The sequence below is a fragment of the Vibrio sp. S11_S32 genome, from assembly GCF_014694465.1.
Taxonomy (GTDB): Bacteria; Pseudomonadota; Gammaproteobacteria; order Enterobacterales; family Vibrionaceae; genus Vibrio; species Vibrio algicola.
In genome coordinates this window covers 1-14,403 of the sequence record NZ_JAAUWS010000055.1, presented here as the reverse complement: position 1 = coordinate 14,403, position 14,403 = coordinate 1, and the positions used below count along the sequence as shown (strand labels likewise).

The following is a 14,403-nucleotide window of genomic DNA, read 5'->3' as shown; positions in this document are numbered from 1 at the left end:
TCGAACGGTTCTTCGGTAGCTTGAAAAATGAATGGCTACTCAATGTGGTTTATTTAACGCGTGATGCAATGAAAGAAGATGTTGAAGAATATATCCGGTATTACAACCATGAAAGGTTGCATACTACGCTTGGTGATTTAACGCAAATCGACTATGAAAAATTACAAAGTCAGGTGTCCTATTGGGCTTGACCAGAATAATTAGCATCATTGAAATCAATCGTTTTGCGTGTTTTTTGAGCTTTTCAGTATGGGAAATTCATACAAAATAAGAGATTTAATGTTTATTTCTCACTAATATACCCAAAGTAATTGAAGTTGCAGTGAGGCGGCAAGTAAACGAAGCCCCATGAGCTTAGCTTGCCTAAGTGATTGGGGTGAGTTAGCGCAGCCAACAAAGCTGCAGCTTCAAGTAAGACGGGTATATATATGAGGTCGAGACGTGACACTATCTTGTATAAATGAAAAAACGATGTTTAATTAGGGGTAAGTTGCATTTTTCTTTTTGAATGGTATCGAGGAGAGCTTAGTGAGCCGAGTACAACATGAGATTTTACAGTAGCGCGGGTGGTTGGAAAGTTTGCTGTTCTTCATATAAAACAAACGCCGGCATAAGCCAGCGTTTATATATCTTTCAGCTTTTAGTAAACTAACAGCTAAAAAATCAATTTATTAAGCAGGAACAACGTTCGCAGCTTGAAGACCTTTCTGGCCTTGTTCTACTTCAAAAGACACTTTTTGGCCTTCAGCAAGAGTTTTGAAACCCTCAGAAGCGATTGCACGGAAATGTACGAATACATCAGCGCCGCCGTTGTCTTGAGTAATGAAGCCGAAACCTTTCTCTTCGTTAAACCATTTAACGATACCAGTTGTTTTAGACATTTTATGTCCCTTATATTTTTAATGCATTAAATGCAAATTATGAAATTACCGTAACATTACGGTGTGCTATAAAGTGCTATTAATTTGAAGCTAAGGGAAATACAGAGGACAAAAACAGTTACGAAAATGTATCTAAGATTCTTCTTTTACTTTGTAGCAATTAATAACGCTTTAGAACGAGATAGATAATACAAGGTTTTCAGGATAAGTACACCCTTTTATGCAAAAGAAATCAGTTAATTTTCTGGATGCGGATAAACCCATCAAATTCATCTAACAAGTGTGATCTAACAACAACTTAAGTCTATTTTATAAGCATAATTACAACGAAAAATGGCTGATTAACATGCCGGTATGGCTTAAATCTACCCCGCTTTGTTAGGGCGCTCACTCTTCTCAATTAGCTTAGTGAATTTCTATTGACCGCAAAAATCTATCGGGCTTAATGTAGTACCACCTTACGGTGATAACTGTGATTGCATACTGGGAAATCAGTAACCTAAACTAATACCATTTCATATTTGATCAATTTGAATACCCGAAAAGATGCTGATCCTTCCTTGATCGCTTGAGAAAAGCCCATCCATGGCCTTTGACACTTTTCTCTGTACTCAATTTTGAACGATCATTAAATTTATGTAATTGGTTTAAATCAAATCAAAATGATAGTTTTCTCAAGACATTAAAAAAGCACACCATAATGAAATGATGTGCTTCATTTTCTTCGAAAGAAGAGTGTACCTATCAACGGTTATAAACGAGAGACGGTACTATTTTGATACTTGATTTTGAACGCGTTTGTTTTGGAACCAAAAACGCTTTCTGCCGCTTGAACGAGACATAGTTAACCCTTTTATTTAATTATAATCGTTTACTCCTCGCTCCTGTGTATTACGTTAAAACGCGATACTATCTGGTGCAGAGGGAAAACCCTATGATTAAGCCGGGATAAGCAGAATTTATCTTTTTGAGCTGTTGTCGATGAACGCTTATATGGGTTGTCGAGGGGAGCTTAGTGAACCGAATACAACATGAGACATTTACAATAACGCAGATGTTTGGAATGTTTAATTTTTCACTGTTTCTTCAAGTTATGTATTGAAGAATATAAATTGATTATCTTGGCTTGTGCTTTTTTTCTTGTTTCTATTTCAGTGTTGCTTGTTGCGACTTCAAACCATTACTGGCATACGAAGCTATTGATATTTAGATAAAACAAACGCCGGCTAATGCCAGCGTTTATATATCTTTCAGCGTCTAGTAAACTAACAGCTAAAAAATCAATTTATTAAGCAGGAACAACGTTCGCAGCTTGAAGACCTTTTTGGCCTTGTTCTACTTCAAAAGACACTTTTTGGCCTTCAGCAAGAGTTTTGAAACCCTCAGAAGCGATTGCACGGAAATGTACGAATACATCAGCGCCGCCGTTGTCTTGAGTAATGAAGCCGAAACCTTTCTCTTCGTTAAACCATTTAACGATACCAGTTGTTTTAGACATATTATGTCCCTTATATTTTATGCATTACATGCAATTTATGAGAATACCGTAACATTACGGTGTGCTTTAAAGCATGTTATTAATTTGAAGCTAAGGGAACACAGAGAACAAAAACAGTTACGAAGATGTATCTAATGAATCTACTTTTACTTTACATAATAACTCTTTGCAGCGAGGTGTATAATACACCCTTCATCTCAAATGTACATAGTTATTTAAAAAAACTTAAAAATAATTCAATGTTACGAACTAACTTATTGAAAAATAGCTAACCCCATTGTGTTAACGGCATTTTCACATTCAGCGTGATGACGATATATGGGCAGTGAGGTTGAAAATATGCCCCCTGCTCCCCCCATTATTACCCCAGAGAAGAGCATCACCACCGCCAATCACCCTCTCAACATATTACGCCAGTTGAATTAACAACCATTGTCGCACTTGCTCCATTTCTGCATGATTAGTGGGATATTTGTTATCGACATAATCAATCGCCGCATTGATGCCTTGTGCATTGTACAACTGACCATGCAATGCCACCTGCAATGCTTCTAATGGCGCAGGATCTAAGCTATCACTAAAAATTTGCACTTCGTCGATATGCGCTTTTTTAATATTGAAATGTAATTCTACCCCACCCCACGTAAACCTTTCGTCAATATGGTGAGTAAACTCAGGGGTATTACCAAAATTCCAATGCCAATCTTTTTGTTTCTCGTACGTGGCGGTAAAGTTAGGCAGATCTGGCATCGCCTCAGGTGAAATAAATTCTGGCTCGACCGTTTCACCGTAATAGGCAAAAAACGCTTGAGTGAGTGCATGACATAATGCGTCATGGGTTACGCTATCATTAATTTGTTGCAAGTTGATCACTCGAGAACGCACAGAAGTAATGCCTTTGGCTTGCAGTTTTTTAGGATCTGGATTGAGATAATTAGCTAAACGGCTCATATCGGCATTTAATAAAATAGTGCCATGATGAAAGCCACGATCAAGGGTTTCACGGTAAGCAGAGCCTGAGAACTTGCGCACACCTTGTTCAGTATCCACCACTAAATCATTTCGCCCTGTTGCTTTGCCTTGAATGCCAAGTTGAGTTAAAGCATCTAATACGATTTGAGTTGAGATACTCTTATCGTATTCCGGTTTACCCGCCATAAAGGTAAAATTGCTGTTACCGAGATCATGAAACACGGCGCCACCACCACTTTGACGTCTCGCAAGGGTAATGCCATCTTGTTCCATCCGTTGAGTATTACATTCTTTCCACGGATTTTGCGCCCGCCCAATCACCACCGTATTATCATTACGCCACAAAAATAGCACCTTTTGTGTGGCTGACATGGAACGAAAAATCGCATCTTCCACTGCTAAGTTAAATAACGGGTCAGTTGATGTTGAAAAAAGCAATCGCAGTGATGACATAGGAACCTACAAAATTAAGTGCGTTGATGAGCAAGAAAGTAAATCTACCATAAATTATAAATACTCTCTCGCGTAAAGTAACACCAGAAACATTTGAGCAGGTTTGATATTGTAGATGACTCATTACTTGCCATCAAAGGAACTCATCGTGCATTTACCGTCTGAAATTTTAATGCCATTTATCGATCAAGGTGTTGTTTATACCCCACATGTATTCACCCTACCGCTTTGCTATCAACCCCAACAATACTTACAAGAACAAGCATCAGAAGCGGCATCTGTAACACCGGATGAAACCATTCAAGTTTATGCACGCGAATTGGTATTAGTAGATAAGCAGCATCAAGATTTACCTTGGCTGGTGTATTTTCAAGGTGGTCCTGGCTTTGCTTCTCCTCGCACCAGTGGTCAATCGGGCTGGTTAAAAGCGGCACTGCAACAATATCGAGTGTTATTACTTGATCAACGTGGCACAGGGCTAAGCACGCCATTAACCCATCAAACATTTACTCAGTCACATTGGGCAGATAAAACCGCTCAACAACAATGTGAATATTTAAGCCATTTTCGCGCCGATAATATTGTGAGGGATGCCGAAGCGATTCGAGAAAAATTCAAAATTAAACAATGGGCAATACTAGGGCAGAGTTTTGGTGGGTTTTGCTCTCTCACTTATCTTTCATTATTTCCACACAGTCTCAGTCGCTCACATATCACCGGAGGAATACCTTCTATTACTCAACATGCAGACAGTGTTTACCAAGCAACCTATGCAAGAGTAAAACAAAAAAATCACGCTTTCTTTGAGCAATTTCCACAGGCTCAATTATTGTGCCAGCGTATCGCAAATCACCTCCTCGAGCATCATGTCACACTCCCTAACGGTCAGCATTTTACCGTTGAGCAATTCCAATTGATCGGCATTAATTTCGGTCAAGGTCACGCCGTACTGCCAATGTATTATTTACTCGAACGTGCTTTTGTCGAGTTAGATGGAAAGCTTGAACTTAGCTATGACTTTTTAAATGCGATGCTAAATGAGCAAGCCCATCAAACCAATCCTATTTATGCTATTTTGCATGAATCAATCTACTGCCAACCCACTGCTCAAAACGACAATGGCGACACCGCATCTTTGTGGTCAGCTCATCGCATGCGTCAACAATATCCAGAGTTTAATTACCAAAAGGGACAGCCATTTTTATTTACTGGAGAAATGGTATTCCCTTGGATGTTTGAGCAACTCATCTGCTTAAAAGCACTCAAACAAGCCGCGCAATTATTAGCAGAAAAATCCGATTGGCCAGCATTGTATAAACCAGATGTTCTCGCAAACAATACTGTTCCTATCGCTTGCGCAGTTTATGTCGATGATATGTATGTTGAATTTGACTACTCTCGTCATACCTTAAGTAACATACCTAACAGTAAAGCTTGGATGACCAATGAATATGAACATAACGGCTTAGGCATGGATGGTGAACGTATCTTTAACCGACTCGACACTATGCTAAATGAATTAGGCCAATTACCGCACTCCCCCAGCATTAATAAATAACTTAATACATTGCATCAGAGTGAGTCAAAACCGTATGCTCTATAAATAAAAAAACCAGCACCTCTCAGTGCTGGTTTTTATTAATTAACACTTATTCGACAAGCTCAATGACGATTAAGAGTCAGGGTTAAAGTTACTTGAATTGAACAGATCATTAATGATATGACCGGCTGAGCTAGTATCTTCAACACCTGAAACGTCTAAGTCAAAACCAGAGACATTTGCATGATCAAGGTGCTGAGTTGAAGCCAAATCATCACTGCTGGCTTCCGTTGCTTTGCCTATATCAGACGCTTCTGATGGGGCTGCATCACCTAATAATTTATCCATATCATCATGGCTTTCACTGCCATCTTGATTAAACAAATCAGACATATCAAGGTTAGCATGCTCATTCGACATCACGCCATCATGTGCATCGCCATCTCCTGAAGCGGCGATATCACCGTACAAGCCATGGTCAGCAGCATCACTAAATAAACCGCCTTCAGTCGATTCGCCAAATAAACCACCGTCTGATGAATCATTAAACAGACCTCCATCATGCGATTCACCTAACAATCCATACTCATGCTCCTCACCAAACAATCCACCGTCACTGGCTAAATCGGCTAGAGCATGATGTTCACCAATGTCACTGGCAATATCGTGAATATCAAATAATCCTTCAGGCAACATGGTGTCTGCCGAATGTGAATCATCGTCACTATCGGTGGCGAATATATCATGCTGATCATTATCTGCTTGAGCATCTAAGGTGTTATCAGAACTGTGCTCATCAAATGCAGGTGCTAAGTCTGGATTAGTATGGGCATCATCTGTCAAGGTACTGAGCGTGTTGTCATGCTCCATACCTGGTTGCAAATGCTGTTCTGCATCTGTCGACATACTATTATTATCTAACGCTGTCGCTTGATCGACAATCGCATGTAAGTCATCGGTTAATGCATGAACACCATCGGTTGCTTGCTCATGTAGCGTTTCGGCTACATCAGGGTTTGCGGCTAACAATGCCGCGGCATCGTGCCCTTCTGCTGCATGTAGAGCCTCACCGACTGCCGCCAGTTGAGCATGTTCATCGGCAACATTGTTGGCGGCATCAGCATGATTTACATGATCAGCAGCATGATGAACCACATTCTCACCAGCAGTTGAACCAGAGGTGGTAAAGCCTGCTTCGACTTTATGTTCACTCACCACACGGTTGTCGGCATCTTTGGTGGTAACACTAAAGCTTGGCGTGGTGCCAGACTCTAAATGCTGTACATATGCAATCGCCACTTGATCAGCGGTTAATTCAACTGAGCCATCAGCTTGTACACTACCTAAAGGTTGATTATCCGCATCAACCACTTGTGCACCTTGCATATGCCCAAGAGTCAGAGTCTCACCATCTTGCGCCGCCACGGCTGCTGTCAGTAATAACGCCGCTAGTGGCATTATGGTTGACGCATTAGCTGCACTCACTTGTTGTGATGAGTTCAATACATTACGTAAATCAGCCCCTAAACTTGCCGCTTGTGGAATACTCGCTGGCGCTGCAGGTGCAGACTGCTGGCTTTCAAATACATCCGGTGCCACAACATCATTAATATCAATAGTACCGTTAGTCACGAGTTGGTTATTACCATCTGCGTCACCATTATCGGTTGTCTTGATATCAATCTTATCATCACCACTAAAGCCATCATTTGGCGTGTAGTTTACTCCGCCTGCTAGCACTGCATTAATATCATCCAATGATCCCGTGACTTTGTAAGTTCCGTCATCTTCAACTGTAATATTTATCCCAGAAGTATCGGTACCTTCAGGCAGAGATAAGGTTCCATTCTCCGCTTTTAGCTCAACGGTAAAGTCTCCTTTTCCTTCATCTGCATCAATATCACTGATCTGTATGCCAGTAATCGTGGTCACACCATCGGCATTATCGGCATCAACTGAATCTGGGGCTGATATTTCTGCTGCGTCATTTTCAGGTGTTACATCAACGTTAATCGTACCATTGGTGGTCGGACCGTCAGTCACGCCATTATCATTACCTTGGATGACATAGTTTAACTGTCCATCCCAATTATCGGAGTTGGCATCACCTGGATTAAATATAATACTATCTAAATCCGAGGTATCAGAAATAATGGTAACACTGCCATCTGGATTAGTTGTAATGCTACCTGATTCTCCCTCAGGGAAAGCAAACGTTGCTCCTTCTGGTACATTCGAAATGGTAATCTGAACTTGCTCTGGCGCATCTTCATTTACATTCGAATCACTACCACCCGTTGCAGCATCATCCACATCATGCGCATTAAAGTGCAGCACAATATCGCCATTTTCATCACCTGACGCTTCGGTTACCACATTGGTATTCACGGCATCCGCGTGTGGATCAACATGGAAAGTGATCGGGATATCATTTTCTGCTGGTTCATCTAGAGAATCTTCTTGAGTAACGACTTTCAATGTAATGGTCACATCACCACTGAAATCATCAGGCGGATTAATCGAGTATCCTGATAAATCAAAGCTGCCATCTTCATTGATTTGTACGTTAGTCAGAGCCCAAATACCATCACTTAAATTGGCCCCGCCTTCAACTGTAAAACCAGGAGGTAAATCTGAAATACTGATGGAAACAATATGCTCAGAGCCATCTGTATCGATAAGATCACCCGTAATGGAATCTAGCGGAATATTGCCATCTTCATCACCATGAATATTATCGGTGCCATCAACGTCTACACCATCATTAACGGCGATAACATCAAAACTCACATCAGTATCAATTTGCTTAGTATCTGAACCAGTGCTGGCATCATCGGTCACATCGGTTTTAATGTTTACATCGACCTTACCACTAAAGTCATCTGCAGGTTTAAAGTAAATTGGTTGATCAATATCTGAGATGGTAATAGAACCATCTTCATTACCAATCGGGTTACCATTAGCATCAACAAATTGACCTTGATCAGGATCGACCGTTAAGGTGAAATCACCAAAAGACTCCTGACCACCATTATCTGGACCATCATTATTTTGATCACCAAATGCAGCATTCAGATCAAGTGTAATAATGCTGTCTTCATCTCCAGTCCCATCAATAGTGATCACTGGGTCGTCGGCTACTGGCGTTACATCAACATTGATATTCATGGTATCAGAGTTGGTATCGCCCGTTTCGTTATCGGTTTCAGTGATCACAACAGGGAAGTCAATTGTACCTGCATAATCTGGTGGTAAGTCCATTGTGATGTCACTGAGATCGACGTTACCGTCAGCATCTGGTGTCACTGAGAATACATATTGCCCAGTAGACTCGTTATAAGTCATACCATTAATAACCGTACCTTCCGGCAAATCTGCGGAATCAATCGCAATCGAAAACGTATCATTAGTTTGATCGCCTTTTCCATCACCATCGTTATCGTCAGTATGAATGACAACATTACCTGAAATTAAATCACCAAGATTAACACTACCATCTTCCACTCCATCTGTGGTTACGTCAGGGTTCACATCAATATCAGCGGCTTCAGATGGCGTACCACCGCCTCCACCGTCGCTTCCATTAAAGTGAAGAGTGATATCTGAATCTTCGGTCACTATTTTGCTGATATCGCCTTCATCATTATCACCGTGATCGATGACTTCAGCTGAAATAGTAATGTCTATCGAACCATCAAACCCAGGTGGTGCTTTAATGACGATGTCATCGATGGAATCTTGGGTAATAGTAAAACTACCATCACCATTATTGGTCGCGCCTGGAATGAAAAAATCACTCACATCATAGGCTTTTCCATTATCATCATAAACAATACTGTTACCATTGGCATCGACATCAACACCATTAAATTTAATGATGACTTTGGTGACGTCTTCGGTACTCGAACCATCATCATTGATCCAATTAATGCTATCACTGCCACCGTTCAGCTCATTGGTAGTAAGATGAATCTCATTGCTGGTATCTGAGTCTTCGTAGATATCAGCCTTGCCATCACCATCTTGATCGGTGATCGCATTACCATCGCTATCATCGACTTCAAGATGACCGTCACCTTCGACCACAGAATCAACATCAACATCAATATCACCATGAATAACATTGGTTGCTGCATTCGGATCATCCGCTTCTTGATCCGAAATAGTCACATCGGTGGTTAAGTGAATATCCACATCCGAATCTTCTGGCATTTTTAAATAAATACCATCGCCATTACCATCACCATCGGTGTCAATCATCGCTTCTGCTAATTGATCAGAGGTTAAGGTAATTGAACCATTCACATCAGGTTGAATCTCTTCCCCATCAATTACAATAGAGTAACCAGGAGGGAAACCATTAATGGTTAATCCTGTCACTTTTTCACTGTCATCAACTAATTGTGAAGTTGGATCCCAGTTTAATTTAACCAGATTATCCTCATAGCCGGTACTAGTGGCCGTATCGTAATCCTTCAAAGAGCCATCATCGTTGGTACCAACACCATCAACTTCAGGGTTAACCTTCACTACTATATCGTAATCAATAGAGGTAGAGTCGCCATCATTCTCGGTCACGACAATTCGTACCGGAATGGTAATATCTTCAGAACTATTTTCTGGTAGATGAATTTGCAGACCTTTAAGATCATCGACATCGAGTTGGTAAATATCCGGATTGGCACTCACCAGCACTGGATGAAGTGGATTGCCATCCGCATCCGAGAAAGTCACACCATCAGGGATGTCTCCCGCACCAAAGGTTAACGTCTCTGATGTATCACTATCTGGGTCCACACCACCGTCAGGGTTATTTGGATCGTATTCGCCAGAGCTAAAGCTAAAGTCGATTGTTGCTGTGCCATCTTCACCAATAGTGGTGGTGATCGCCGTCCTACCATCAATAGGATCGCTTACATCCCAAGCACTATCATCAGGCAGAACCACTACAGGGTCATCAGCTTCACCATGCATATCAACATTAATATCACCACCGTTGATAACCTTGGTGTCATCACCAGAAATAGGATTACCATCAGCATCAGTTCCAGTTGCGGTATCTACTACTAGACCGTTGTAGCTAAACGTGAAATCAACATTGCTTTGTGGTGGTGGGATCAAGTCAGCATTATCTAAATCATCGACATTGATATTATAGACACCATTTTCATCCGGGCTAACTGGTTCCCCATTAACCATAACTACTGCGCCGTCTGGTAAACCAGAAAGTTGTACAAAGTAGGTTTCAGAACCATCAGTATCTGCAGATGGATTAGCTGTGATCACATCAGCTAAATGAATTGCAGTATCTTCGTTGTCTTTGATATTAGCATCAGCATGAATGGTCATATCATCGGCAACCGGATCAACATTGATCACTATTTCTTGGTGATCAGAGTCCGCGGTACCTTTACCATCGACCACATTCCCGCTTTCGGTACTGGTGGCGTAGATATCCAACTTAATATCACCAGAATAGTTTGCATCTGGCTTAATCGCCAACTGGTCAATACTATCAGCAGGAATATCGTAGTAACCGTTTTCATCTGGACCTTCAATTCCAGGAATACCATCGACAATCGTACCGTGGGTATCACCATTTTCATCAGGTTCAATTCTAACGTGATACATCAGACTTTCTGATCCATCACTATCATTTGAATCAAATTCAACAGGGACATGAATAGAGTCATCATCCTCATTGGCGACAATATAGGTACCTGTATCCTCATTCCATGTTGGGGTATCGGCAATCCCATCAACGGTAATGCTAAAGGTACCATCGCTGCTATGAGTACCAGCATCATCATTAACAATAGCCTTCACATCAAATTGCAAGTCAACATTATTGGTTGAGAAATCATCATCTGGTACAAAGGTAATGCCACTCATCTTATAAGTTGCAGTACCATCTCCATTATCCACTAAGGTAAAGGCATCGCCTGGAATGGTTACAGATCCATCAGCATTAATTGGGATCGGGTCGCCGTTATATTCAAATACACCATGCGCTTCACCTTCTGGTGTAATCGTAACTTGGGCAAGGGATTCTTGTTCATCGATATCACCCACATCGATACTCATATTAACCGGAATACCATCAACATTATGGTTAGGGTCAACATTATCGTTTGGATCAGTAGTGTGATTACCGGCTTGTTCTTGACCACTGCTATCATTGGTATTGATGGTAATACCGTCATCTTTCACATTAATCGTGACATCGGAAGTATCGGTATCGCCATCACCATCGGTAATAACAAAGGTGATTTTATCACTCAAATCTTGACCACTATGAACAAGCTCGGGATTGGCTTTAAAATACACCTCGCCATCAGCTGAGATATATAACTGACCTAGATCTTGATTTGAAGCATCATCACTGCTGACATCATATTGGTAATAAGTATTGCCATCTTGATCTTCAACGGTCGGCAATGTGTCCAATGCAACAACTTCTCCATCAACCACAATTCCTGTAACGCTAGCACCATCATTACCTTGGCTGGCAATAATATTACCCATGTCAGTTAGCTGATCGCCTTCGGTTACCGTTTTAGTCACATCTTGCGCGACTGGAACATCATCGTTAATGGTAACGTTAGCATTAATGGTATTACTCTTATCACCATCATCATCATCAATACCATAGATAGGAATATCAATCGAAACCGATGTACCACCGGTTGCATCGTTTAGTGGATCATCGATAGCACCATCCACAGTGAAGGTATAAGTTCCATCCTCGGAGAAGCTAATATTAAATACTTCATCACCAACGTTATCCGTGACACCAGAGAATGTGCCATCTCCATTATCAACAAGTGTGACGTTATCTCCACCCGATGTGATGGTATTTTGATTATTAAAGGCATTAACATCGATAGCAAAATGAGTGACCCCATCACTGCCTGAATCGACAGTGATCTGCCCGGTTGTGCTTGATGTTGGATCCAGTCCATCATCTGGCGTGACATCGGTGTGTGAACCATCTGCCGTCGCACTTTCATCAACCGTAATTGAATCGGCGCTGATAATGAAAGGATCATCCCCATCGGTAATTGAAGCGTGGAAATCAATCGGGTTATCTAAGAAGTCACCGTCGGTATCTTGGATTTGAATAGGGAAATCGATGGTAATCGTGTCGCTATTTTCATCATATTGCACCATACCAGAATCATCGACACCGCTGTGATCGATTGGTTGGAACTGGTCCATACTGACGGTAATAGAGACACCACCATCATCTGTCGGCACCGCATTTAAGCTAATATCTAGAACGGGGTCATTATTACTATCGACGCCTTGTAACACACCGGTCTCAGGATTAAAGCTAAAAGTGACAGCCTCTCCACCCGCGGTAGTAATTTCTGCATCTAATTCAGTAATAAGATCATCCAGTGAATTAGGATCAATTTGCACCGTACTTGGATCAAGGTCATCCGCTCCCGGTTCCACAACAACAGGTGATCCTTCACCATGAACAGGATAACCATCACCATTACTATTATCGCTACCACCATCAGGGGTTAAATCACCTTCAGTAGTATGGATATCAATCTCACCACCACCAGTCGCATTACCACCATCAGTATCACGAACCGTGATGGTACCTTTACCAATATCTCCATCAGCATCTTCCACTTCGACATTGAAATCTAGGTTTGAAAGTTCACTATTATCCTGATCAATCGGTTGGGTTTGAACAACATTATATTGACCATTATCATCAATGGTCAGGATCATCACAGGCAGACCCGTGACATCATTGGTGATCGAAAGCCAAGTGCCATCTTCAGAAACATTCACTGTCGTTGGTTGACCATTACTGGTGACATCATCTAATTGAGATTGGTCTTGCCCAAAGCGAACATCTTTTACTTCATCACTACCAGTATCAACATCGATTTTTCCAGAGCCAGAATCGACGCCGAATATTTTACCGTCATCAGAAAGGTCCACTCCTGAGTCATCCCCAAAACTTGGATCTTGCCCATCTTCGACGTTTACCGTGATATCAATTTTAGTTTCTGTGCCATCGGTATCATCAATCACCATAGGAACATCGATACTGATTTGATCGCCATTAGCTGTGATGTAGTCACTAGAGAAATCAATGTGATCTAATGGGCCATTTTGAGTGACGGTTGTGGTTAAGGTCACATTGCCATCTGCATCCAGTACTGGTTGCATATTGATGTCTAAAATACTGTCGCCTGAACCTGGGAAGCCACCTGAAATATCAACGGAACCATCAGCATTAATCGTCATGGTGAACACCAATGCCTGACCATCACTGGTCAATTGATCAAGGTCACCCATCAAATCATCAAGCGCTGCAGGATCAACCGCTAACGTACTAGGATCAAGGTCATCACTTGATGAATCAACCACAACGCTAGATGAACCACTTACAGGATAATTGTCGCCATTCTCTAAATCACCTTCGGTAATAACAACCGTATCTGAAGTATCGTTACTATCGCTATCGTGAATAACAATATTAATGTCGCCATTTGCTTTATCGCCATCATCATCAATAGCGTAAACGTTTAGATCTAGATTCACATCGCCTTTATCTTGATCGATAGGTTCAGATTGAGTGAATGTGTAAGTACCATCGGTATTTAGCGTGATAGAAAGAACGTCATTTCCATCCATGTCCGTCACACTAATAGTGTCACCATCAACGGTATATTCTGTCGGTTGACCACCATTAACCGTAATATCACCTAAACCAGAATCGGATTGGTCTGGGTCAAAGCCAATTTCTTTGATTTCATCACTGCCTTTATCAAGATCAATATCGCCCGTTGTGACAGTTGGACCATCTTTATTATCAGTTTCAGTGATATCAATATCGGTAGTGCCGGTGAAGGTTGGATCTTCGCCATCTTTAAAGTTGACGTGTACTGTCACATCCGACGTATCGCCATCGGTGTCATCGATTTCAAATGGCAACTCGACTGAGATCACATCATCAATGTTGGTAATAAGACCGGTATTCTCACCCGTGCCGTTGTTGTCATCCAATGGTTGGTATTGATTAACATCGGTGG

The 14,403-nt window shown here is 41.4% G+C and carries 6 protein-coding genes; 2 read left to right on the top strand and 4 right to left on the bottom strand.

Annotated features, from left to right (window positions below):
• Positions 1-191: IS3 family transposase (locus tag HC723_RS14930; RefSeq protein ID WP_190339640.1), on the top strand; the 191-nt coding region annotated here is incomplete at its 5' end.
• Between the two features lie 480 nt (positions 192-671).
• On the opposite strand, the gene cspE (HC723_RS14925) is transcribed toward HC723_RS14930, so the two are convergent.
• From cspE (HC723_RS14925) to HC723_RS14915, 3 genes are all read right to left on the bottom strand, one after another.
• Positions 672-881, bottom strand: coding sequence for a transcription antiterminator/RNA stability regulator CspE (gene cspE / locus HC723_RS14925; protein ID WP_017025742.1), 210 nt, complete (start codon positions 879-881; stop codon positions 672-674).
• Positions 882-2,169: 1,288 nt separating this feature from the next.
• A complete protein-coding gene (gene cspE / locus HC723_RS14920) occupies positions 2,170-2,379 on the bottom strand; it encodes a transcription antiterminator/RNA stability regulator CspE (protein WP_017025742.1) in 210 nt (69 codons plus the stop codon).
• 408 nt (positions 2,380-2,787) lie between these two features.
• Positions 2,788-3,804, bottom strand: a complete 1,017-nt coding sequence (locus HC723_RS14915; protein ID WP_190339639.1) for a lipoate--protein ligase — start codon at positions 3,802-3,804, stop codon at positions 2,788-2,790.
• Between the two features lie 172 nt (positions 3,805-3,976).
• On the opposite strand from HC723_RS14915, the gene HC723_RS14910 reads away from it, so the two are divergent.
• Positions 3,977-5,362: an alpha/beta fold hydrolase gene (locus tag HC723_RS14910; protein ID WP_238925516.1), complete on the top strand. Its 1,386-nt coding sequence runs from the start codon at positions 3,977-3,979 to the stop codon at positions 5,360-5,362.
• A 114-nt stretch (positions 5,363-5,476) separates the two neighbouring features.
• Here HC723_RS14910 and HC723_RS14905 read toward each other — a convergent pair whose 3' ends face one another.
• Positions 5,477-14,377, bottom strand: coding sequence for a T1SS-143 repeat domain-containing protein (locus tag HC723_RS14905; RefSeq protein WP_238925515.1), 8,901 nt, complete (start codon positions 14,375-14,377; stop codon positions 5,477-5,479).
• Positions 14,378-14,403: the final 26 nt, after the last annotated feature.